Source organism: Xanthobacter cornucopiae (assembly GCF_043195065.2).
Lineage (GTDB): Bacteria > Pseudomonadota > Alphaproteobacteria > Rhizobiales > Xanthobacteraceae > Xanthobacter.
In genome coordinates this window covers 710442-733937 of the sequence record NZ_CM195531.1, presented here as the reverse complement: position 1 = coordinate 733937, position 23496 = coordinate 710442, and the positions used below count along the sequence as shown (strand labels likewise).

At 68.5% G+C, this 23496-nt stretch carries 13 protein-coding genes, 1 tRNA gene and 1 pseudogene; 6 read left to right on the top strand and 9 right to left on the bottom strand.

The window, feature by feature from the left end:
* Positions 1-627 precede the first annotated feature (627 nt).
* From V5F53_RS03205 to V5F53_RS03195, 3 genes are all read left to right on the top strand, one after another.
* Positions 628-1638 (top strand): NAD-dependent epimerase, encoded by a 1011-nt coding sequence (locus tag V5F53_RS03205; protein ID WP_393997021.1) that lies wholly within the window; start codon positions 628-630, stop codon positions 1636-1638.
* Between the two features lie 314 nt (positions 1639-1952).
* Entirely contained in the window at positions 1953-2855 is a 903-nt protein-coding gene (locus V5F53_RS03200) for a hypothetical protein (protein WP_393997020.1), read from the top strand.
* Between the two features lie 294 nt (positions 2856-3149).
* The gene (locus V5F53_RS03195; RefSeq protein WP_393997019.1) at positions 3150-5216 is read left to right on the top strand and encodes a fibronectin type III domain-containing protein; all 2067 of its coding nucleotides are present in this window, start codon (positions 3150-3152) and stop codon (positions 5214-5216) included.
* A 400-nt stretch (positions 5217-5616) separates the two neighbouring features.
* Here V5F53_RS03195 and V5F53_RS03190 read toward each other — a convergent pair whose 3' ends face one another.
* The 5 genes from V5F53_RS03190 to V5F53_RS03170 form a co-directional block, all read right to left on the bottom strand.
* Positions 5617-7149, bottom strand: coding sequence for an HlyD family type I secretion periplasmic adaptor subunit (locus tag V5F53_RS03190; RefSeq protein ID WP_393997018.1), 1533 nt, complete (start codon positions 7147-7149; stop codon positions 5617-5619).
* A 3-nt stretch (positions 7150-7152) separates the two neighbouring features.
* On the bottom strand, positions 7153-9030 hold the full coding sequence (locus V5F53_RS03185) for a type I secretion system permease/ATPase (RefSeq protein WP_393997017.1): 1878 nt from the start codon (positions 9028-9030) through the stop codon (positions 7153-7155).
* 494 nt (positions 9031-9524) lie between these two features.
* Positions 9525-12686, bottom strand: coding sequence for an efflux RND transporter permease subunit (locus tag V5F53_RS03180; protein ID WP_393997016.1), 3162 nt, complete (start codon positions 12684-12686; stop codon positions 9525-9527).
* Positions 12687-12689: 3 nt separating this feature from the next.
* Positions 12690-13796 (bottom strand): efflux RND transporter periplasmic adaptor subunit, encoded by a 1107-nt coding sequence (locus V5F53_RS03175; RefSeq protein ID WP_393997015.1) that lies wholly within the window; start codon positions 13794-13796, stop codon positions 12690-12692.
* A gap of 503 nt (positions 13797-14299) precedes the next feature.
* A complete protein-coding gene (locus tag V5F53_RS03170) occupies positions 14300-16027 on the bottom strand; it encodes a SulP family inorganic anion transporter (protein ID WP_393997014.1) in 1728 nt (575 codons plus the stop codon).
* Between the two features lie 471 nt (positions 16028-16498).
* On the opposite strand from V5F53_RS03170, the gene V5F53_RS03165 reads away from it, so the two are divergent.
* Complete coding sequence (locus V5F53_RS03165) at positions 16499-17713, top strand: FIST signal transduction protein (protein ID WP_393997013.1); 1215 nt, start codon at positions 16499-16501, stop codon at positions 17711-17713.
* Between the two features lie 10 nt (positions 17714-17723).
* A pseudogene (locus tag V5F53_RS03160) lies at positions 17724-18469 on the top strand (methyl-accepting chemotaxis protein).
* A gap of 75 nt (positions 18470-18544) precedes the next feature.
* Here the strand turns inward: V5F53_RS03160 and V5F53_RS03155 are convergent.
* From V5F53_RS03155 to V5F53_RS03140, 4 genes are all read right to left on the bottom strand, one after another.
* Positions 18545-20188: a putative bifunctional diguanylate cyclase/phosphodiesterase gene (locus V5F53_RS03155; protein WP_393997012.1), complete on the bottom strand. Its 1644-nt coding sequence runs from the start codon at positions 20186-20188 to the stop codon at positions 18545-18547.
* Positions 20189-20779: 591 nt separating this feature from the next.
* Positions 20780-20855: transfer RNA gene (locus V5F53_RS03150), tRNA-Ile, on the bottom strand.
* A 149-nt stretch (positions 20856-21004) separates the two neighbouring features.
* On the bottom strand, positions 21005-22009 hold the full coding sequence (locus tag V5F53_RS03145) for a polysaccharide deacetylase family protein (RefSeq protein ID WP_393997011.1): 1005 nt from the start codon (positions 22007-22009) through the stop codon (positions 21005-21007).
* A 128-nt stretch (positions 22010-22137) separates the two neighbouring features.
* Positions 22138-22560 carry a VOC family protein gene (locus tag V5F53_RS03140; RefSeq protein WP_393997010.1) on the bottom strand — a complete coding sequence of 141 codons (423 nt, stop codon included), beginning with the start codon at positions 22558-22560 and terminating at the stop codon, positions 22138-22140.
* A gap of 86 nt (positions 22561-22646) precedes the next feature.
* Between V5F53_RS03140 and V5F53_RS03135 the strand changes: the two genes are divergently transcribed.
* On the top strand, positions 22647-23417 hold the full coding sequence (locus V5F53_RS03135) for an SIR2 family NAD-dependent protein deacylase (RefSeq protein ID WP_393997009.1): 771 nt from the start codon (positions 22647-22649) through the stop codon (positions 23415-23417).
* The last annotated feature ends 79 nt before the right edge of the window (positions 23418-23496 follow it).

The following is a 23496-nucleotide window of genomic DNA, read 5'->3' as shown; positions in this document are numbered from 1 at the left end:
CCATGCGCAGGCGATGTTCCACGCCCCAACATGGCTTTCAGCTACGAACGCTTCAGCTAAGAACGCCGTCGCCGGACATGTCAGACCCGATAGAGGCGCACGGATGACGGCCATTGCGCACACCTCGGTCCGGTCCCCGCGGCGCGGCCACGCCCACCGCCGGGACATCGCACGGCCACGGGCCTCTGCCTCGACTCCAAGGGCAGACCAAGGCGCAAGGCTATGCCGCCAGCCCACCTGCCTGTCCTCAATCGACGTGCTGACGAGATCGACGATGGCCGGGACGCCGGCCGGATGGCTTGGCCCACCCGCGCCCCGCCGGGCGTGAGCACGGTACCACCCCAAGGCCCCATCGCCGCTTCAACTCGCCCGTGCGTCCGCCCGCCACTCCCAGGGCTCAAAAAAAACCAATGACAGCGGCCACATCCATGGGCAGTAAGGAGGCCGCCGGGGGTGCGCGCATCGCCTGGGTCTTGACGCGGGGGCGCACCGGCGCGTGCGGGGATCAAGGCCGGGGTCAGCGGCCATCTTCGGCGGCGAACAGTGAATTTTCCACAGACGCGGGTGCGCGTTGCCGCGCCTGCATCCCGGCTGGCGCCGGACGGCTTCGTGGGGAGAGCCCATCTCATGCGTGTTTTGATCACCGGCACCGCTGGCTTCATCGGCTTCCACCTGGCCAAGCGTTTGCTGGAAGCGGGCCATGACGTCGTGGGCTTCGACGGCATGACCCCTTATTACGACGTCCGCCTCAAGGAAGCGCGCCACGCCATTCTGTCGGGCTTTGCCAAGTTCCAGCCGGTCGTGGGCCTGCTCGAGGATCCTGAGGCCCTCGCCAAGGCGGCGGACCTGATCCAGCCGGAGGTGATCGTTCACCTGGCGGCGCAGGCGGGCGTTCGCTACAGCCTGGAAAATCCCAAGGCCTATGTGGACGCCAATCTGCTCGGCACCTGGAACGTGCTCGAATTGGCCAAGCGCTGGCAGGTGAAGCACCTGCTGACCGCCTCCACCAGCTCGGTCTACGGCGCCAACGAGAAGGTACCGTTCGCCGAGGCCGACAAGACCGATGAGCCGCTGACCCTCTATGCCGCCACCAAGAAGGCTGGCGAGGCGATGGCCCACAGCTATGCCCATCTGTGGAAGATCCCCACCACGGCCTTCCGCTTCTTCACCGTCTACGGCCCCTGGGGCCGGCCCGACATGGCGCTGTTCAAGTTCGTATCGGCCATTCTCAAGGATGAGCCCATCGAGATCTACGGCCAGGGCCAGATGCGGCGCGACTTCACCTATGTCGCCGATCTGGTGGAAGCCATCGTCCGCCTCATCCCGGTCGCCCCCGACGAGGCCAACCGCGTGACGCAGGCGGGCGTTATCGACAGCCTTTCGCGCCAGGCCCCCTATCGCGTCGTCAACATTGGCGGCGGACAGCCGGTGGGGCTTCTGCCGTTCGTGGATACGGTGGAGGCGGCCATCGGCCGTCCGGCGATCCGCAAGATGCTGCCCATGCAGAAGGGCGACGTGCCCCAGACCTATGCCTCCCCTGCCCTGCTCGAGGCCCTCACCGGCTACGTGCCGCGCACCAGCGTGGAGGATGGCGTGAAGGCCTTCGTCGCCTGGTACAGGGACTACAACGGCCTGTGAGCGCAGATGCGGGAGGGGCGCGCCGCGCTCCCGCCGCCACGCCGGAATGGGGCGGCGGAGCACCTCTCGCCCTTTTCGCCCGGATGGAGGTGTGCGATCACTTGTGATCGCCTCCGAATCGACTTCGCGGGGGCCGGGGCGGACGGCAGGGGAAACGCGACCATGCACTCTTCGGCTCGCCGCCCCACCCTGCCGGACGGGTCAGCCCGCCACCCGTCACCGCAGCGCCGTTCCGCAGGCATCCGGCGCCAGGGGCGCCGCGCCCTCCCACGCGGCGCGCAGCACGGCGGTGCGCGCCAGCGCGCCCCACGCGCATGAACAGCCCCTTCGGCAAGAGCTCCTTCGGCAAGAGCCCCTTCGGCAAGCATTTCGGCGCCGCCCTGGCGCGCCATATGCGCAGCGCCGGTCCATGGCCCTTCATCACCTTCCGCAGCTATGTGCTCGCCGGCCGGCACATCATCTGGCGGGCGCGGCAGCACCGCAAGGGATTGGACCGCACCGCCCGGGCGGTGGAAGCAGAGCCGGTTCCCTGCTGGCAGAGCGAAACCTATAATTGGATTACCGGCCTCGTCTTCGCCATCGGCTCGGCGCTCTTCATGCTGGGCGCCGCGCTCTCGCTCATTCCCCGCGAGGTCTGGCCGCCGTCGGCGGGAATCGCCAATGCCGTCTTCTTCGCCGGTTCGCTGCCGTTTACCGTGGCCGGCTACATGCAGCATTTCCAGGCCGCCAACGCGGGCGCCTTCTCCCTGGCCCCCACACCGGCGGCGCCCCGCGCCATCGCGGTGATCGGCTGGCAGCCCCGCAGCGTCGGATGGCTCAGCACCTTCACGCAGTTCCTGGGCACCCTGGCCTTCAATCTCAACACGTTCGATGCCCTGCACGCGCCCGAAGGCGCCACCGCGCAAGACCTTCTGGTGTGGGCGCCAGACCTGCTCGGCTCCCTGCTGTTCCTGGTGTCCGGCTATCTGGCCTTCATCGAGACCAGCCGTGGATACTGGAGTTGGAAGCCGAAGATGCTGGCATGGCGGATCGTCTTCGCCAACCTGCTGGGCTGCATCGCATTCATGACCGCCGCCGTCCTCGCCTACGTACCCGCGGGCCCGGAGGCCGGGTGGATCCCGGTTCTGGCCAATGTCCACCTGTTCCTCGGCGCGCTCGGCTTTCTGGTGGGCGCCCTCCTCTCCATGCGTGAGAGCGCCACGGCCGGGCAGTCCTGAGGCGCGGCCGAGCCTCCCGCCGACGCCACGAAACGCAAATCACGCTCGCGTGCAGGCGGGGGGATGACAGCCTTGTGATAAATTCAAGAGTTGAAATCCCAGATACTGCAGTAATGAATTGCATAAACATTCCTTGTTTGACAATGACTTTTAAGTCTTGAACCGCGAAAATGACATTCATTTTCCTTCACAAGAATGAGATAACGGCAGATCTCACAAACTCATGAACCTAATCGACTTGACCATGACTTGGCCGTGGGCTCCTTTCCCAGCGGCGGCGACAAAGGAGCCAGAATGACAAAGACGACAATCACCTGGGCCTGGGGCACACAGGCCACCCTCAACTTCGATCCGGCAGCCGATACGCTCGATTTCGGCTGGATGAACGCGGACAACTTCACCATCGCCGAAGTGAATGGCTCGGTGGTGATCTCCATCCCGTCCAACAACCAGAGCTACACCCTGGCCGGCGTGACCCTCGACGAGCTCAGCCTCGCGAACATCGTCGCCAAGGACAGCTCGGCCGTGGCGGAATGGACCGAGGCCCTGGCCGGCTCGACCGGCGGAGGAAGCGGGGGAACCGGCTCGACCGGCGGGGGAACCGGCAGCGGCGGCTCGACCGGCGGCGGCAGCACCGGCGCCACCACCACGGTCATCACCTGGTCCTGGGGCAGCGACACCGTGCTGGCCTTCAACCCGGACAGCGACAAGCTCGATTTCGGCTGGTTCTCGGCGGACAATTTCACCATTTCCGAGGTCAACGGCTCGGTGGTGATCTCGATCCCATCCAACGACCAGACCTACACCCTGACCGGTGTGACCCTGGACGAGCTGAGCCTCGACAACATCGTCGCCAACGACAGCTCCGCCCTAGCCGAGTGGCGGGACGCGCTCGCCGGCGGCTCGGGCTCGGGCGGCTCGGGCTCGGGTGGCGGCACCGTCGATCCGGGCACCGATGATCCGGGCACCGGCGGCGGCACCGACACTCCCGGCACCGGCGGCGAGGCGGACTATGCCGATCCCTGGACCTCGACCACGGTCTACGTGGCCGGTGACCAGGTGAGCGTGGGCAACCTCGTCTATGAGGCGAACTGGTGGACCCAGGGCGACGAGCCCGCCGCCAATTCGGGGGCCGAGGGCAGCGGCAAGGTGTGGACCGTCATCGGCTACATGGACACCACCCCGGTGGTGCCCGACGCCCCCGACGATCTCGCCGCCTCCGCCGTCTCCGACACCACGCTGACCTTGCGCTGGGATGCGGCCGAGGTGGACGGGGTGGGCACCGTCTCCGGCTACGAGATCTACAAGGACGGCGAGCTCATCGGCACCAGCACCGGCACCTATTTCAAGGTGACGGGCCTGGACGCGGACACCACCTATGCCTTCACCGTGGTGGCCGTCGACGAGGCCGGCGCGTCCCAGCCGTCGGCGGCGCTGAGCGTGACCACCGACGAGGCCGGGTCTTCCGTCGGCACCGACAAGAGCTTCTCGCCCTATGTGGACATGTCGCTGACCACCAGCCAGGACCTGGTGAACATGGTCTCCGACGCCGGCCTGGAGGCGGTGACGCTGGCGTTCGTGCTGTCCTCCGGCACCGACACCATCGGCTGGGGCGGCGTCGGCAGCATCGCCAACGACGCGCTTTCGAACGGCACCACCATTTCCTCCATCGTGGACCAGCTCCACGCCATGGGGGTCGAGGTGACCATCTCGTTCGGCGGCGCCAACGGCCAGGAGGCGGCGCAGACCTTCTCCAGTGCCGCGGCGCTGGAGGCGGCCTACCAGTCCGTGGTCGACAAGTATGGGGTGACGCACCTCGACTTCGACATCGAAGGCGCGTCCATCGCCAACGATGCCGCCAACGGCCTGCGCAACGAGGCCCTGGCCGCGCTGCAGGAGGCGAACCCGGACCTGGAGGTGTCGTTCACCCTGCCGGTGCTCACCGACGGGCTGACCCAGGACGGCCTGGACCTGCTGAAGGACGCCATGGCAGCGGGCGTGGAGATTTCCACGGTCAACATCATGGCCATGGACTACGGCGCCTATTACGACAGCGGCGACATGGGTGACGACGCCATCTCGGCGGCCGAGGCCACCCTGGCGCAGCTGAAGTCGATCGGGCTCGACGCCGACATCGTCGTCACGCCCATGATCGGCATCAACGACGTGACCAGCGAGGTGTTCACCCTGGAGGACGCCCAGCAGCTGGTGGACTATGTGCAGTCCAACGACGACATCGCCGGCATCTCCATGTGGTCGCTGGGCCGCGATAACGGCGACGTGGTGGGCTATGTCTCGCCGGTCGGCAGCGGCCTGACCCAGGACGACTACGACTTCAGCAAGATCTTCGGCACCGTCTGAAGATCGCGCCACGTCACAGCGAAGCGGCCGGCCCCCAGCCGGCCGCTTTTCTTTTGCCCTGACCACGCCCCCGATACCAAAGGCCCATGAGCGTGACTCATGGGCCTTTGGTCAAGCCCGCGCGGCGCTTGAGCGGACCCACTTGGCACCGGTCGAAGACCGGGGCCGATGGTATGACTGCGCGGCCCCGCCCCTGCCTGTACTCCGCCTCCTCCGCCCGCGCCCCGCCTTCCGCCGCGTGCCCCAGCCACGCCGGCCGCTACAGCACCCGGCACTCGTCGCCCACCCGTTGATCGCCCCGCCCGGCCTGCCCCGACGCGGGCGCGGGCCCGCCCGGGCCTGAACGCAAAAAGCCCGGCGCAAGGCCGGGCTTTTCGGGAACCGGGGGAAGGCCTCGCGCTCACCGCTCGGTGAAGGCGTGGCTCATGGCATCGGTGAAGGGACGCACCAGAAAGCTGAGGACCGAGCGATCGCCGGTGGAGAACACCACTTCCGCGTTCATGCCCGGCCGCAGCCGCGCCTTGAGGTCGGCGGGAATGTCCGTGTCGGCCACGGCCACCCGGGCCAGGAAGTAGGGCTCGTGGGTGGTCTCGTTCATCAGCCGGTCGCGGGACACCGATTGCAGGCGGCCCAGCACCAGCGGCGTGGAGCGGGCATGGAAGGCGGGGAACTTCACCTCCACCTCGTTGTCCTTCTCCAGCCGGTCGATGTCCTGCACCGGCACCTGGGCATCCACCACCAGCGGCTCGTGGGTGGGCACGATCTCCAGCATGGTGTCGCCGGGGCGCACCACCGCGCCCACGGTGTAGATGCGCGGATTGATGTTCTGCACCGTGCCGGCGCGCGGGGCGCGAATGTCGATGCGCTCCAGCACGCTCTGGGCGACGCGCACCCGCTCGCGCAGGTCGGACAGCTTCTGGCGCACCTCCAGCAATTGCTGGCCGGCATCCTCCACCCGCTGCTGGCGCAACTGCGCGATCTGCATCCTGATCTCGCTGATGGAGCCGCCCGCCTTGGCGGTATCGGCCACGTTGCGGCCCACCGTTCCGTCGAGCCGCGCCTTCTCCCGCTCCAGCTGCGAGATGCGCGACTTGTTCACCAGCCCCTTGCGCTCCAGCTCGCGCACCGCCCCCAGTTCGTCCTCCACGAAGGACAGCTGCTGCCGGGCCGACTGACGCTCCTGGCCGAGGCCCTCGATCTCAGTGTTGAACTGGGCGACTCGGCCCTCCAGAATCTCGATCTGGCTGTCGAAATTGGCGCGGCCGTCCTTGAACTGGGTGATCTGGTCGATCATGGCGCGCAGCACCGCCGGCCGGTCCGTCTGCTCCGACAGTTCGGTCGGGAAGATCACCTCCCCGGCGTTGTCGCGCTCGGCCAGCAGGCGCGCCTCCAGGGCCAGCGCCGCCCCCAGCTGCGCCAGCGCGGCATCGTAATTGGCCTTGGGCAGGGTATCGGCAAGGCGGAACAACACCTGGTCCCGGGCCACCTCGTCGCCCTCCTTGACCAGGATGCCGCCGATGATGCCCCCCTCCAGATGCTGCACCACCTGGCGCATGCTCTCCACCCCCACCACCCCCGGGGCGATGACGGCGCTGCCCACGTTGCTCAGCGCGGCCCAGCCGCCGACGCCGATGAAGGTGAAGGCGATGAGCCCGTAGCCGGCCCGCGCGAACGCCCGGTAGTCGGCGGACGGGGGCGGCGCGGCACCCGGGAGCGAGGGTTCAGCCGGGGCGGACATCACGCCTCTCCGCAGCCCGCCGCCGATCCAGGCGAACGCCGCGCCCGCCCTCAGCCCCCGTGCGAGGCCCGCGCCCGTGAGGCCCGCTCCCGTGGCGGCGCCGTGGCGCGCAAACCGGCGCGCAAACCGGCGCATGTGGTCCCACTGGTCGCGCACGGCATTGCGTCCCTTTGGGCCGGTTTCCAGAAGGGTCATGGCTCAGGCCTCCTGTCGTGCCGCGGGCACGGGCGAAGCGGGTGCGGCCGCGCGGGGCCAGGGGGGAGACGCGGGCAGCGGCATCGGTCCCCGCCCGGCAGAGGCGGCGTGCGGAGGCGCGCCGGCCTGGAGGGGGTCGGTCGGCAGCAGCGGCGTGCGCGCGCGCACCACCGTGGGCGCACCGCCCGCGAGCTTGGCCAGGGTGGCCTCGCGCGGACCGAACGCCTGCTGGGCGCCGTCCTTCAGCCCCAGGATAAAATCGCACTGGCCGAGACCGGCGGCGCGGTGGCTGATGATGATGACCGTGCGCCCGGCCTCCTTCACGGTCCGGATCGCCTGGGTAAGCGCCTGCTCGCCGGGCGGATCAAGGCTGGCGTTGGGCTCGTCCAGCACCACCAGGGCTGGCAGGCCGTAGACCGCGCGGGCGAGCCCCACGCGCTGGCGCTGGCCGCCGGACAGGGCGACGCCGCCCTCGCCGATCTGCGTGTTGTAGCCCTGGGGGAGGCGCTGGATCATCTCATGCACGCCGGCGATGCGCGCGGCCTCCACCACGCCGGCATCGTCCGGAGGGCCGAACCGGGCGATGTTCTCGGCCACGGTGCCGGCAAACAGCTCCACATCCTGCGGCAGGTAGCCCACCTGCCGGCCAAGCTGGTCCTCGTTCCAATGGGCCAGTTCCGAGCCGTCGAGGCGGATGGAACCGGCCGCCGCCGGCCACACCCCCACCAGCACCCGCGCGAGCGTGGACTTGCCGGCCGCGGTGGGCCCGACGATGCCCAGGGCCGCGCCCGCCGGCAGCTTGAAGGACAGATTGCGGATCACCGGCACGTCGCGGCCCGGGGCACGGGCGAACAGCGCCTCGGCGGTCACCTCGCCCCGCGCCTCCGGCAATTCCAGCCGCGCCTCGGGCGCCGGCGCAGCCCGGAGCAGAAGCTGGACCCGATCATAGGCCGAGCGCATCTGCACCACCGACTTCCAATTGCTGACCGCCTGCTCGATGGGCTGGATACAGCGCCCGAGCAGGATGGAGCCGGCGATCATCATGCCCGGAGAAATCTCCCGCTCGATGGCGAGATAGGCGCCGAGGCCCAGCACCACGCTTTGCACCAGCGCCCGATTGAACTTGGTGAGCGCCACCAGCACCGCGCCACGGTCGCCGGCCTCGCCCTGCCAGCCGAGGGCGTCGTCATGCACCTTGCGCCAGCGCTCGCGCAGGGGGCCGGCCATGCCCATGGCCTTCAGCGCCTCCGCATTGCGAAAGGTGGCCGTGGCCACGGCATTGGCACTGATGGAGGCGCGGTTCGCCTGCTCCAGCGCGCGGCGGGTGGCGCGGTTGTTCAGCACCGCGATGACGCCGGAGAACACGCAGCTCGCCACCGCCAGCACGCCATAGAGCGGATGGAGCACGGTGGCGCAGGCGATGTAGATCGGCACCCACGGCACATCGCACAACGAGACGATGCCGGCGCCGGCGAAAAAGTCGCGCACCGTCTCCAGGTCGCGCAGGGGCTGGGCCTGGCCCGACCCCGGGCTGCGCGCCGCCAGCCGGAGCACCGCATCGAACACGGCGGTGTTCACCGTCGTGTCGAAGGCGACGCCCGCCCGCGCCAGCAGCCGCGCCCGCAGCCCTTCCAGCGCCGCCCACACCGCATAGAGAAAGGCGGCGATGAGGGTGAGCACCACCAGCGTCTCAAGGTTTCGGCTCGCCAGCACGCGGTCATAGACCTGCATCATGTAGAGCGGCCCGTTGAGGGCGAGGATGTTGATGAAAAAGCTGAACACCACCACCGCGACAAACGCGGGATGGATGGCGCCCAGGCCCGCATCCAGGGCCGTGGGGGCCTGGGCCTTCGGCGACGCGCCTGGTCCGGGTGGACTCATGATGTCTCATCCTTGCTGACGATCCTGGAGAGCCCCGGATCTGAAAGGGAGAGGCAGCATCTTCCCGCCCGGGCGGGGCACCTGATACCATCGGCCCCGATCTTCGACCGGTGCCAAGTGGGTTCGCTCAAGCGCCGCGCGGGCTCAGCCAAAGGCCCATGAGTCAAACTCACAGGCCTTTGGTATGAGCCCCGCGGAAACGCGACCTCGACCGTATGGCGCCGGTTTTTCGTATTTGCCGCGCTGTTTCAAATCACGAGATGCGGCGTGGCGCACACGGACGCGCGAGGGCTGCGAGGCGTTCGCGGGGAAGGGCCGCGGGCAGGCGACGGCACGCCCGGCCTTCCCTCGCCACACCTTCGGATGACGCATCCTGCAGGCGGCCCGGCCGGCCGCGCACTATCGGCCCTGGCAAGCACCGGGGCGAGAGCGCGGAGCCAGCCGAACGGCGCCCGCGCGGGGCCGCCGTCCGGGGTTGCCGTCCGGGGTTGCCGTCAGTGCCCGCCCGCGCCGCCGCCGGGGCCGGAGGCGGCCACCTTCGGCCGCGCGCCCGGCCGCAGCCGCTCACGCAGCCTCTGGAAGGTGACGTAGAGCGGCGGGATCACGAAGATGCCCAGCACCGAGGCGAAGATCATGCCTCCGAACACCGGCGTGCCCACGTTCTGCCGCGCCATCTGCGCCGCCCCGGTGGCCACCACCAGCGGGTAGAGGCCGAGGATGAAGGCCAGCGAGGTCATCATCACCGGCCGGAACCGGAGCCGCGCGCCCTCGGTGGCGGCGTCGAGCAGGTCCTCGCCGTGCTCGCGCCGCTCCTTGGCGAACTCGACGATGAGGATGCCGTTCTTGGCCGCGAGGCCGATCAGCACGATCATGCCGATCTGCCCATAGAGGTCGAGGGTGAGCTGGCCGACGACGATGGCCGCGAACGCCCCCAGCATGCCCACCGTGACCGACAGCAGCACCGGCACCGGAATCGACCAGCTCTCATAGAGTGCCACCAGGAACAGGAAGGCGAACAGCACCGCGAAGCCGAGAATGGTTCCGGTCTTGCCCTCCGCCCGCTTCTCCTGGAACGACGTGTCGGTCCAGGCGCCGGAGAAGCCCTGCGGCAGCGTCCTGGCCGCCACCTGGTCCATGGCCGCCAGTGCCTGGCCGGACGACACGCCCGGCGCCGGGGTGCCCTGCACCGTCACCGCCCGCTTGTTGTTGTAGCGGATGATCGCTGGCGGGCCGACCTCCAGCCGCACCTCCACGATGGAGCGCAGCGGGATCATCTGGCCATCCGCGTTGCGCACATGGATGCGGTAGATGTCGTCGACACTCTTCCTGTCCTCGCCCTCGGACTGGACCTGCACCTGCCAGGTGCGGCCGAACAGGTTCATGTCATTGACATAGAGGCCGCCGAGGGAGGTCTGGAGCGCCGTGAACACGTCGTTCAACGGCACGCCGAGCACCTGCGCCTTGTCGCGGTCGATGTCGAGGAAGATGGACGGGTTGGTGGCCGAATAGGTGGAGAACACCCGCGTCAATTGCGGGTCCTGGTTGGCCGCCACCAGCAGCCCGCGCAGCACCTGCGCCAGCGTCTTGGGATCGCCGGCTCGCAGGTCCTGCAGGACGAAGGAGAAGCCGCCGCCGGTGCCGAGGCCGACGATGGGCGGCGGCGCCAGCGGCACCACCGTGCCCCCCTGGATCTGCCGCATCTTCTCGCCGAGCCGGGCTAGGACGGCGTCCGCGCCCTCGCCGGCGCCCTTGCGCTCCTCGAACGGCTTCAGCGTCACCACGATGAACGCGGCATTGGGCTGCGAATAGTTGTCGATGAAGTTGAGGCCGATGACGGAGGTGTAGTCCTCCACCGTCTCTTCTTCCTTCAGCACGGCCTCGGCCTTGCGGATCACGTCCGTGGTGCGCCCCACCGAAGCGCCGCCAGGCAGTTGAACCACCACGAAGAAGGCGCCCTGGTCATCCTCCGGCAGGAAGCCGGACGGGGTGACCTTCGACAGGGCCATGATGCCGCCGGTGGCCACGAACACGCAGACCAGCCCGATGACGGAGAAACGCACCAGCCGCGCCACCGCCGCGCCATAGGCGTCGCGCACCCGGTCGATGGCGCGCATGACGTAGCCGATGGGCCCGCGCTTGGGCCCGTGGCTGGGCTTCAGCAGGATGCCGCACAGCGCCGGCGAGAGGGTCAGCGCGTTGATGGCGGAGAGGAACATGGCCACCGCCACGGTCACCGCGAACTGGCGGAACAATTCGCCCGAGATGCCGGGAATGAAGGCCACCGGCACGAACACCGAGAGCAGCACCAGGGTGATGGCGATGATGGGCGCGGTGATTTCCGCCATGGCCTTCTTGGTGGCCTCGGCGGGGGAGAGCTCGGGATGCTCCTCCATCACCCGCTCCACGTTCTCCACCACCACGATGGCGTCGTCCACGACGATGCCGATGGCGAGCACGATGGCGAGCAGCGACACCGTATTGGCCGAATAGCCGATGGCGTTCAGCACCATGAAGGTGCCGATGAGGCTGACCGGCACCGCCAGCGTGGGGATCAGGGTCGCCCGGAACGAGCCGAGGAACAGGTAGACCACCAGCACCACCAGGATGAACGCCTCGATGAGGGTCTTCTGCACCTCATGGATGGTGTCGGTGACGAACACGGTGGGGTCGTAGGTCACCTTCCAGGCCAGGTCCTCCGGAAATGCCTTCGCCAGTTCCTCCATGCGCGCGCGCACCGCCTCCACCGTGGTGATGGCGTTGGCGCCGGGCGACTGATAGAGCGCCAGCACCGCCGCCGGCCCCCCGTTGAACAGGGTTTCGCGATCGAGATTCGAGGCGCCCAGCTCCAGCCGCGCCACGTCGCCGAGCCGCAGAACCGAGCCGTCGGCATTGGTGCGCAGCACGATCTTCTCGAAATCCTCCACCGACGAGAGCCGCCCCTTGGTGCGCAAATTGAGCTGGAGCTGCTGATCGTCGGAAATGGGGCGCGCGCCGATGCGGCCCACCGCCGCCTGCACGTTCTGGGCGCGGATGGCCTGGACGATGTCGTCGGTGGTGAGGTTGAGGCCGGTGAGACGGTCGGTCTTCACCCAGGCCCGCATGGCATAATCTTGCGGCCCCCACAGGGAGGCGTCGCCCACGCCGGGAATGCTCTTCAGCTCATCAAGAATATTGATGGTGACGTAGTTGGAGATATAGAGCGGGTCCCAGGTCTTCTTGGGCGAATAGACGGCCAGAACGCCGAGCAGGGCGGAAGACTTCTTCTTCACCACCACGCCCTGGCGCTTCACGTCGTCCGGTAGCTTGGACAGGGCCACCTGGACGCGGTTGTTCATGTTGACGGTATTGATGTCGGGATCGGTGCCGAGCTCGAACGAGCCCACCAGCGAATAGCTGCCGTCGTCGCCGCTCACGCTCTTCATGTAGATGAGCTTGTCCACGCCCACCACCTGCGCCTCGATGGGCTGGGCGACAGTGGATTCCACCACCTCGGCGGAAGCGCCGGGAAACACCGTGGTGACCGACACCTGCGGCGGGATGATGTCGGGATATTGGGCGACCGGGATGGCCAGCAGCGACAGCAGGCCGCCGATGACGGTGACGATGGCGATGACGATCGCCAGCCGCGGGCGATCGACGAAGACGGAGGAGAGCATGGATCAGCCTCCGAAGGCCGGAACCGGGGTGGCGCGCACCGCCACGCCGGGGCGCAGGCTGGTGAAGCCCTCGACGATCACCGGCTCGCCGGCGCCAAGCCCGCTCTCCACCACCACGTTCTGTCCCTGGTTGGCGCCGATGGTCACCCGCCGCACCACCGCCTTGCCGTTCTCCACCGCGAACACGTAGAGCCCCGCCTGATCGGCGATGAGCGCCGCCTGCGGCACCAGCAGGCGCTCCTCCGGGGCGCCGGTCTTGATCTCCACCCGCACCAGCTGACCGTCGATGAGCTTGCCGGCGGGGTTGGGCACGACGGCGCGCAGGATCACCGTGTCGGTGGTGCGGTTGACCGAGACGTCCACGAAGTCGATGCGGCCGACCTGGTCATAGACCGAGCCGTCGGAAAACTTGATCCGCACCTCGAGCGTGGTGAGATCGAGGGTGTGGCCCTCCTTCTGGGCTTCCAGATAGTCGCGCTGGCTGACCGGGAACACCACATACATGGGATCCTCGCTCACCACGGTGGCGAGGACGCCACTGTCCGGGCCGACGATGTGGCCCTTGGTGACCGCCGAGCGGCCGATGCGGCCGGTGATCGGGGACGTGATGTCGGTGTAGCCGAGGTTGATCTTCGCCGTGCGCAGCGCCGCCTCGCTCGACAACAGCGCGCCGCGGGCCGAATCCTCCCCCGCCACCGCCTGATCGCGGGCGACCAGGGTGCCGGCATTGCGCTCCACCAGTTCCTCGGCGCGCTTGCGCTGGATTTCGGCGAGGGTCAAGGCCGCCTTGGCCCGCTCCTGGTCGCCGCTGGCGTTCTCCACATCAGCCTGGAACAGGTCCTTCTCGATGCGGTAGAGGGGCGCGCCCTCCTTCACCACCTCGCCTTCCTTGAACAGGACGGCTTCCAGCATGCCCTTGACGCGGGCCCGGATGTCCACCCGCTCGGGCGCTTCCACGCGGCCCACGAACTCCATGGACCGAGCCACGGGGCGCAGTTGCGCCGCCACCACGCCGACCGGAATGGCCGCGTCGTCCGCGCCCCGCGCCACACCGCCGGCGAGGGCGAAACCGATCGCCGCCACCGCCATCGCTGAGAATTTCCGCAACATGACATGTTCCCCGCTGCGACGCCTCGGGCGCCTGCGCCCCCGCGCCGCCCGATCGCATTTCACCTGCACCCGTTTGCCACCCATCCACCGCACCGGCCGTCCTGCCGGTGCGTGGCCGCATCGCATGACGGCGGACCTCGGCTGCTGCCCGGCCCACCCGAACGCCACGAGTCCTCGCCGCGCCCGGCATGCCCCTTTTCCTGCATGCCCCTTTTGAAGAAGGGCTTCCGCGCCGTCCGCCCGGAATCACCATCGACGATTCGGCGCGTCCCCGCGCCGCCGGGCATTCCCGTCCTCCGCCAAAGGCCCGCGCTGCGTCGCGGCGGGCCAGCCGCCCGGCGCCGTATGGGCCGGCGTCGCATGGGATTGAAGAACTCAGACAGCGCCTGATGCTCCCCAAATCAGAGGAGCCGTCGAAAAACGTGGATTCCGCCTCCCTCACCGGCATGCCAGGAGCATGCGGGGCTGCGCGCCCGCCCCGGCGCCGCAGAAGTCTTCCAGCTTTACTGGGGCTCCGGGCCGGGCGCAAGGCGTGCCCCATCGTCCACCGCAACCGGCGGCCGGAATGACTTAACGGCATGCCGGAGGGTCGGGAAGATCTCCACCAAACGCGGCTCAAGGCCCCGTTCGCGCATCCATGCCATCCATTCCGTCTGGCGGCCGGCCGCGACCACGCGGATGCCTCGGCCGGTCAGACTTTCGGTGACCTCCCGCAAGGCGAAGAGCCCGGTCACGTCGACCTCGGTGATGGGCAGCAGATCCAGCACCACCCCTTCCGCGCGCCCGTCGAGATCGCCTGCGGCGGACAGCAGGCTGCGGCGGAAGTGGTCCGCATTGAAGAACACCAGCGGGCCGTTGAACCGAAAGATCACCACCCCCGGCGGCGCCACCGCGCCGGCGTGGCGGACGATGGCGTGAAAGCCGGGCATTCCTTCCACCCGGCCCAGAATTTCCACCCGGGGGCGCGCCGTGAGGCGCAGGAAACGCAGCAGCGCCAGCACCACGGCCATCAAGATTCCCTCGGTGGCGCCGAGGGCGATCACGCCCGCCGTCGCCAGCAGCGAGATCGCGGCCTCGGCCCGGTCGAGCTGGAAGATCACCCGCAGGGAGGCCAGATCGACGAGCGAAAGCCCGGCCATCACCAGCACCGCCCCCAGCGCCGCCACCGGCACATAGCGCAAGGGCGCCATCAGGAAGACCAGCACCGCCGCCACCGCCAGGGCGGCGAAGAGGCCGGTGGCATGGGTGCGCCCGCCGGCGGCGTCGCCCACCGCGGTCCGCGAATCCGCGCCGCTGACGGCGAACCCCCGTGTCAGGGCGCCGAGCATGTTGGCGAGCCCCAGGGCGGCGAGATCGCGGTCCGGGTCCACCTCATAGCCATGCTTGGAGGCGAATGCCCGCGAGGCGAGCATCATGCTGGTGAAGCTCACCAGCGCCAGGCCCGCCGCCGCCGGCAACAGCTGCGGCAACGTCTCCGGCCGCAGCTCCGGCACCTGCAGGCCGGGCAGGCCCGAGGGCACCACGCCCAGCGTCTTCACCCCCTGCGCCTCCAGCCCCAGCGCGAACACCGCCAGTCCCGCCCCGCCCAGTGCCGCCACCGCCGCCGGCAGGGCCGGCAGGAGCCGGGTGCAGAGCACGAACACGCCAAAGGCGCCGAGACCGAGCATCACGGTCGGTCCATGGGCCTGCGGCAGCTTGGCGGCCAGCTCGATCACCAGGGGAATCGCGCCCTCGGACGTGGTGGACACCCCGAGGATCTTGCCGATCTGGCCCAGGATGATGGTGACGGCGATGCCGTTCATGAAGCCCACCAGGATGGGCTTGGAGAGAAAGTCGGCGAGCACCCCGAGCCGCAGCACGCTGGCGACCAGGCACAGCAGGCCGGTGAGGATGGTCAGCGTCGCGGCGAGCGCGCCGTAGAGCCCCGCGTCCCCCATCGCCAGGGGGGCGACGGTGGCGGCGATGACGGCGCAGGTGGCCGCGTCCGGCCCCAGGATGAGCTGGCGGGAACTGCCGAACACCGCATAGGCGAGCAGCGGAAACAGGCTGGCGTAGAGACCGGCCTCCGGCCGGAACCCCGCGAGCTGCGCATAGGCGATGCCCACCGGCACCGCCACCGCCGCCACCGCGAGGCCCGCGCGCATGTCGGCGAGGAGATCGGCGGGCCGCGCCGCACTGATGGCCGCGAGCCCCGGCGCCCAGCGCGAGAGGGTCTGCTTGAAACGACTCATGATCCTGCGCGCATCCTGTCCCCGCCCGTGGCGCCTGCCGCGCCGCCGATGCCGTCATATACACCACCGCCGGATCGGCCCCGGCGGCCACCCGCCCACGACAGCGTCCGCCGCCATGGGGCCGGGCCAGGATCGCGGACCCGGCTCCGCCCGCGCCGCCGCCCCATGCTTTCGGAGCATAGCGCGGGACTGCGTCATCCGCTTCCCTGGACGTTCCCGGCGGTGAATGGAACACGGCCGCCGAGGCGGGCGCGGGCGCGCCGAAGATGTTGTGTCGAACGACGATTCCGCGCCGGCCGGGGGCTTTCGTCAACGGCCCCGACAGTGCTGCAACCGGCGGCGTTCCGACCGGACGGGCATGGATTTAAGGACTTCCGCGTGTTTTCACGCTCCCGTGCGACGGCCCTCGCCCCTCCCGCTCCGGTTCCGGCCGAAGCCCCGCCGGCGGCCCGTGCCGCGGACGAGATTCGGGTGAAGGAGACCGATGACAGCCTGCGTGGCATCGACGGCGCGACCTTCCGCTTCGAGTCCGGCGACGCGACCCTGGTGCCGGCCTATGTCTCCCCCCACGTGGACGTCGCGGCGGTCACCACCCGCCTGAAGCGGCTGGCACAGGGCCGTCCCGTGGTGGCGGTATCCACCGCCGGCGAGCTGTGCGGCGACGGCACGGCGCCGCTCTATCGGCCCACGGGCAGCCGGTGGTCGTCGGTGACGCTGCAGATTTTTCCGCCCGATCTCATCGGCGCGGTCTCCGTCCACTCGGTTCCCCTGCACAATGCCGATATCCGCGCCGGCGCGCCCACCCTGCCGCGCGAGGAACGGGTGGAGCGAATCGTTCAATCGCTGGGCCTGGTGCATCCGGTGTTCCGGGTCGATGCGCGCGATGTCTTCGCCCTCGCCTTCATCGATGGGCTGTCGGCCTGCGAGAACTGCTTCACGGACGCCGTCTATCGCACCGGCCGCTTCCCCTGCCTGTTCATCGGCGGCTCCGCCGGCGGCACGTTCGATTTCCGCGATACTTACATCTTCAACGGCGAGAGCATCGTCCAGAACCACGCCGTGGTGCTGTTCGAGAAGGTGGCCGAGGGCCGCCGCTACGGTGCCTTCAAAACGCAGAACTTCAAGAAGACCGGCCGCTCGTTCTCGGTCGCCGATGCCGATCCCGACCGGCGCGTCGTCGCCGGCGTGATCCAGCCGGGCAACGGCGACGTGACGACCTTCCTGGAGGCGCTCGCCAGCACGTTCGGCATCGAGATCGACGGCGAGCTGTTCGTCCGCTCCCTTTCCGGAATCGACCTGCACGCCGGCACGGCCTCGTTCTTCTGCGACGTCAACCCCGGCGACGAACTGCTGCTGCTGGAAGCCACCGACTTCACCGAGCAGACCCGCCGCGACCTCCAGGCGTTCCTGAAGGGCAAGCCGAAGCCGCTCGGCGCCATCCTCAACGACTGCATCCTGCGCCGGCTGAACAATGAGCGGGCGCTGCCGGCGGCGACCGGGCTATGGCCCTGCCCCAGCGCCGGCTTTTCCACCTTCGGCGAGCTGTTCGGCATCCATGTCAACCAGACATTGAGCGCTGTGATGTTCTTCGACACCCGCGCGGGCAATTATACCGACGCCTTCTACCATCGGCCCCGGTCTTCGACCGGTGCCAAGTGGGTCCGCTCAAGCGCCACGCGGGCTTGACCAAAGGCCCATGAGTCACGCTCATGGGCCTTTGGTATTCATCGACGCGTTCCCCATTCACTACGCGCGCTTCCAGAGCTATTTCACCAAATGCGCGCTCAAGCGCGCCGAAATGCCGAATGCCTTCCGCTCGCAGATCATCACCCGGCTGGCCGAGCACATGAGCTTCGCCCACGAGATCGAGCGGGTGGTGGAACGCACCGGAGCGATGAAGGACGTCATGGAGGGCCTGCGCGCCACCATCCTGTCCGCATCCCGGACCGGGACGGCGAACACCGCCGAGGCCAATGCCGAAGCCCTCTCCACGCAATTCCAGTCCCTGGCCCGCGCCATGAAGGGGCTGCGCGAGGTGTTCTCGGTCGTCGACGGCATCACCGGCCAGACCAACCTGCTCGCCCTTAACGCCACCATCGAGGCGGCGCGCGCGGGCGAGGCGGCCGGGGGTTCGCGGTGGTCGCCGCCGAGGTGAAGAACCTGGCCAACGACACCAAGCCCACCCTCTCCCAGACCCAGGAAGCGATCGGCGGCATGGAGCGCTCGCTGGACCAGCTTGGCGCCATCATCGCCGCCACCCATGGCCAGTTCGAGGACGAGGAACGGCACTACCGCCAGACCATCGAGCAGGTGGAGCGCCTGTTCGACCAATCCGGCGTGATCGGCCGCACCCTTGACGATCTGGGCCGGGCCACCAGCTCCCAGCACGCGGAGATCGCCGAGATCGACCGGCAGATGAGCCGCCTGAAGCAGCTCGAATGATCCCCGCCGCACCCGCCGGCGCCATGCGAGACCAGGCGGAGCACGGGCCGGCGCGGCGGACGAGCCGCGCCGGCCCTATGCAGACACCTGGGCCTTGAGGAACCGCGGCACGTCGTCCGCCTTCATGGCCTTGGCGAAGCAGTATCCCTGTCCGAAATCGCAGCCGATGGAACGCAGATAGTCGGCCTCCTCCGCCTCTTCGATGCCCTCGGCGGTGGTGAGGATGCCGAGGCTGCGGGTGAGCGCCAGGATGCCGGAGATCAGCTTCTTCGCGTTCACGTCCACGTTCATGGACCGCACGAACGACTTGTCGATCTTCAGCTTGGTCACCGGGAACATGCGCAGGTTCTGCAGGCTCGAATAGCCGGTGCCGAAATCGTCGAGCGCGATGTCGATGCCGGCGGCGCGAAACCGGCTCAAGATGGCATTGGCGGACTTGTCGTCGTCCACCAGCGCGGTTTCGGTGACCTCGATCTCCAGCCGCTGGGAGGGAAATTTAGCGATCTTCAGCGTGTGCAGGATCTGTTCGGGAACCGAATAGTCCTTGAGTTGAACCGCCGAGAGATTCACCGAAATCTTGATATGGTCGGGCCATCTGGAGGCGTCGGCGCAGGCCTGCTTCAGGATCGACTGGGTCAGCTGACCGATCAGGCCGGTATCCTCGGCGATGGGGATGAAAATCTCCGGCGAGATGAAGCCTTGCATGGGGTGGTTCCAGCGGGCGAGCACCTCGAACCCCACCACCGCCCCGTCGCTCAGGCGCACCAGCGGCTGATAGTAAGGGGTGATGCCATTGGTGGCGATGGCGTCGTGCAAGTCGCGCTGGAGGCGCTGGGATTGCTTCAGCTCCCGGTCCAGCGACGGCTCGAAGAACCGGTAGCTGCCCGGCTTGCCCTTGGCGCGATAGAGCGCGGCTTCCGCCGAGCGCATCACCTCGCCTTCGTCGGTGCCGTTTTCCGGCGTCACCGCGATGCCGATGGTGGCGCCGAGGCGGGCGTCGAGGCTGTCGAGCTGGTAGCGCCCGGAAAGCTGGGAGATCAGCTGCCGCGCCACCTTGGCGAGCGCCTCCACCGGGCGCGGACGCGGCAGGAAGACGGCGAACTCCTCCCCGCTCACCCGCGAGGCGATGGCCTCGGGCGGCAGCAGCCGCTTCATGCGGTTGGCGACCTCGAGCAGCAGCCGGTCGCCGGTCTGGTGGCCATGCAGGTCGGTGATGGCCTTGAATCGCTCGATGTCGATGAGCAGCAAGGCATACCCGCCGGTTCCCGCCGCCCCCGCGAGGCGCCGGCGCATATATTCGCGCAGCATGCGACGGCTTGCGAGCCCGGTCAGCGGGTCGTGGCGAGCCAGCGCGTCCGCCTCCTCGCGCGCCTTGATGACCGCGATCCGCGCCTGGTCGAGGCGGCGCATCACCCGAAACAGCAGCAAGGCCGGCCCGATCTGGCTGAGCGCCGCGAACGCGACCGAGGTGGCGATGAAACGCCAGCGCGAGAGATCACCGAGCTGATCGCCTGCGAACACGCCGAGACGCGGAAGGACGCGCTGCTGCAGCGCGAACTCCCACGAGGTGGAGGTGATCCCCATGATGGCCAGCATGGCGGCGAAGGAAATCAGCACGGAAGCGGGCGTGACGAGGGGACGCGTGCTGTTGTTTCGCAGCGCGGCCTCGGCACGGCTCAGGCGGCGAGGTATCCAACGCTTGGTGTCGCGACCGGCCATCTGGCTCGCTCCTCGCTCATCTCTTGGGCGGAATGGAGCACGAACCGGACCGGTGCAAGCCGCCCGATACCCTCACGCCACCCTCGCCAGTGCCTGGACCTGCACGCCGGACCAAAAGCCTACTTCACTCGCGCGGGCGGCGGAACACGATGACCACCGCCAATGAAGCCTCCTCACCAGAAGACCGCCCACCGACACTCCTCCACTCCTTCGTCCGTCCCTCCCGATGCGATCACTATCCAACACGCCTCGGCCGATCCGGCGGTACAAGATCCGTTTTCACCGGAAAGACTCCAATGCCGCGCGTCCCGAACCTTCTCAAGGGGTGAGATGCGGCGCGCCGCCACGCGCGAGCGGACGGGGCCATCGGGGCCGATGGCGACGTGGACATGAAGGACAGCGCCCAAGACCTGGGACGCGAGGATAAACGGATCACGCGCCGCGTCTACGCGCGCGTCTCTCCACGACACCTTCGAAACGCCGCGGCAGCGCTCGACTTCGCTACGCCGCGCGCCGTCTCGTCGCCACGCGCGCCGGTTCCAGGCAACTCGCGGGCAAGCCGGTTTTATCTGTGTAAAACATTGAAATCATTGGTAGGCCTGGAGGGACTCGAACCCCCAACCAGACCGTTATGAGCGGTCGGCTCTAACCATTGAGCTACAGGCCCAGGAGCCCCCACCTCCCGCAACGGGAGATTGCGTGTCGACTCTCGCCCAGATCTGTAGCAACCTTGGGCGGCGGGAACAACCGCCGCCCCCTGAACGACGAAAGGCGCGCCCTGGGCGCGCCCTTCGTGCCGATGAGTGAGGAGCACGCTCAGTACAGATTGCCGTTCTTCGGCTGCGCCCCGCCGCCCTGGCCGGACGGCTTGGCATTGGAGGCCGTCTGCGGCTTGGCCGGCTTCTGCGGCTTCTGCGCCTGCTTCTTCTGGCCCTGGGCCTTCATGTCCGGGCGCGGCGCCAACGACGCCACCATCCGGGTCGACACCGGCTTGTCCATGGCGATGAGCTCGGACATGGTGCCGAACTTGTAGCCCTTGGCGATCAGATCATCGAGGGCTCGCTCCATGGCATCCACCGTCGAGGCGTAGATGTCGTGCGACAGCACGATGGCGCCGGGCTTCGCCTGCTTCATGATCTCGTCATAGACGATCTTGGAATCGCGATGCTTCCAGTCGAGCGGGTCCACCGACCAGTTGACGATGGTGAGGCCGAAGCTGTCCTCGATATGGTCGCGCAAGGCCGGCTTCATGGAACCGTAGGGCGGACGCAGATACCGCGGCTTCTTGCCGGTCACCTCCTCGATCAGCGCCGAGGTCTCGCCCACCTGCTTGTCGACCACGGCCATGGGCACGCGCGTCAACTGCGGATGGCTCCAGGAATGGTTGCCGATTTCGTGGCCGTCGTCGGCGATCATCTTCAGCACGTCGGGATGCTTGGCGGCCATGTTGCCGAGCACGAAGAAGGTGGCCTTGATGCCCCGCGCCTTCAGGATGGCCAGCAGGCGCGGCGTCGTCTCCGCGTTCGGGCCGTCGTCGAAGGTGAGGGCGATATAGGGCTGGTCCACGTTGAAGGAGCGATAGATCATGCCCTTCTGCGGCCCGGCATGGCCGGCGGCCGGCGGCGCGGCGGCGATGGAACCGGTCACCGTCGGCGCCGGGGGCAGCGCGGTGTTGGCGGCGGGCGCGGCGGCCTGGGTCACCGCCGGCGGCGGCGCCTTGGCCGCGTCCTGCGGCGACAGCAGCGCCGGACCGAAGGCGTAGCCGGCGCCACTGACGGCGCCGAGCGCCAGGAGTCCAGAAGCGAGCAGGAGCGGTTTCACGGCGTCGGCATCCCAGTCTGGTGCGTTTTTATCATGGCACACCTTGAGCGCTCTTCATGGATAAATCGTGAAGCGCTACGCCATTCGGCCGCCACCTTCGCCGCCTGCGCCCCGCGCGCGCCTGGCGGCTACCACGTGCCGGTATTGGCCATGGAGGCCCAGGGCTCCTCCGGCGCCTTCGGACCGCCCTTCTGCAGCAGCTCGATGGAGATGTTGTCGGGCGAGCGGATGAAGGCCATGTATCCGTCGCGCGGCGGGCGGTTGATGGTGACGCCGGCGGCCTGCAGGCGGGCGCAGGTGGCGTAAATGTCATCCACCTCGAACGCCAGATGGCCGAAATTGCGGCCTTCCCCATAGGCTTCCGGATCCCAGTTGTAGGTCAGCTCCACCTCGGCCACGTCAGCCTGGCCGGGGGCGGCCAGATAGATCAGGGTGAAGCGGCCTTGCGGCACCTCCTTGCGGCGCACCTCCTCAAGCCCCAGCTTATCGCGGTAGAAGGCCAGGGACTGGTCGATGTCGGTCACGCGGACCATGGTGTGCAGGAAGCGCATCGCTTTGCTCTCGCTGTTGGCAAACGGGCGCCGGAAATCCGGCGCCGCGGCAGGAAGGGGTGCCGGCTGTCCGGCGCTGCTCAATTATGACTTTCGACGCTGATCTCAAGGGTACCCAGGAGCGCCTCGCCACATGGCTCGGCGCGGCGCGCTGCGCGGTCGCCTTCACCGGGGCGGGCATTTCCACCGAATGCGGCATTCCCGATTTCCGCTCCCCCGGCGGGCTGTGGAGCCGCAACAAGCCCATACCCTTCGATGCCTTCCTTTCCATGAAGGCGGCCCGCAACGAGGCCTGGCGGCGCCGATTCGCCATGGAGGAAGCCTTCGGCGGCGCCCGGCCCGGGCGCGGCCACCGGGCGCTGGCGGCCCTGCTCGCGGCCGGCCGGCTCGGCGGCATCATCACCCAGAACATCGACGGCTTGCACCAGGCCTCGGGCGTAGCCGACGCCGACCTGATCGAATTGCACGGCAACGCCACCTACGCCACCTGCCTCGATTGCGGGGTGCGCTTCGAGCTCGACTGGGTGAAGGCGCGATTCGACGCCTCCGGCGGCATCGCCCCCGATTGCCCGCACTGCACCGGCCCCATCAAGGCCGCCACCATCTCGTTCGGCCAGGCGATGCCGGAGCAGGAGATGCGGCGGGCCGACGCGCTCACCCGGCGGGCCGATCTGTTCATCGTCCTCGGCTCGTCGCTGGTGGTCTTCCCGGCGGCGCAATTTCCCTTGCAGGCCAAGGACAACGGGGCGCGGCTGGTGATCGTCAACCGGGAACCGACCGAATTCGACGGGCTCGCCGACCTGGTGGTCCATGCCGACATCGGCGACGTGCTGGCCCCGTTCGCGCCGGCGGCGTGAAGATGGGGTGGGCGAACGGTATTTGAATTGCTATCCTGCGTTTCCAGCAACACCACGTGCATGCGCGCGCAGGGGTCTC

Coding starts and splice junctions, on each gene's coding strand:
- V5F53_RS03175 (WP_393997015.1), bottom strand. CDS start 13,796: ATGTTGCGGAAATTCTCAGCGATGGCGGTGGCGGCGATCGGTTTCGCC.
- V5F53_RS03195 (WP_393997019.1), top strand. CDS start 3,150: ATGACAAAGACGACAATCACCTGGGCCTGGGGCACACAGGCCACCCTC.
- V5F53_RS03185 (WP_393997017.1), bottom strand. CDS start 9,030: ATGAGTCCACCCGGACCAGGCGCGTCGCCGAAGGCCCAGGCCCCCACG.
- V5F53_RS03190 (WP_393997018.1), bottom strand. CDS start 7,149: ATGACCCTTCTGGAAACCGGCCCAAAGGGACGCAATGCCGTGCGCGAC.
- V5F53_RS03140 (WP_393997010.1), bottom strand. CDS start 22,560: ATGCGCTTCCTGCACACCATGGTCCGCGTGACCGACATCGACCAGTCC.
- V5F53_RS03200 (WP_393997020.1), top strand. CDS start 1,953: ATGAACAGCCCCTTCGGCAAGAGCTCCTTCGGCAAGAGCCCCTTCGGC.
- V5F53_RS03180 (WP_393997016.1), bottom strand. CDS start 12,686: ATGCTCTCCTCCGTCTTCGTCGATCGCCCGCGGCTGGCGATCGTCATC.
- V5F53_RS03205 (WP_393997021.1), top strand. CDS start 628: ATGCGTGTTTTGATCACCGGCACCGCTGGCTTCATCGGCTTCCACCTG.
- V5F53_RS03155 (WP_393997012.1), bottom strand. CDS start 20,188: ATGGCCGGTCGCGACACCAAGCGTTGGATACCTCGCCGCCTGAGCCGT.
- V5F53_RS03135 (WP_393997009.1), top strand. CDS start 22,647: ATGACTTTCGACGCTGATCTCAAGGGTACCCAGGAGCGCCTCGCCACA.
- V5F53_RS03170 (WP_393997014.1), bottom strand. CDS start 16,027: ATGAGTCGTTTCAAGCAGACCCTCTCGCGCTGGGCGCCGGGGCTCGCG.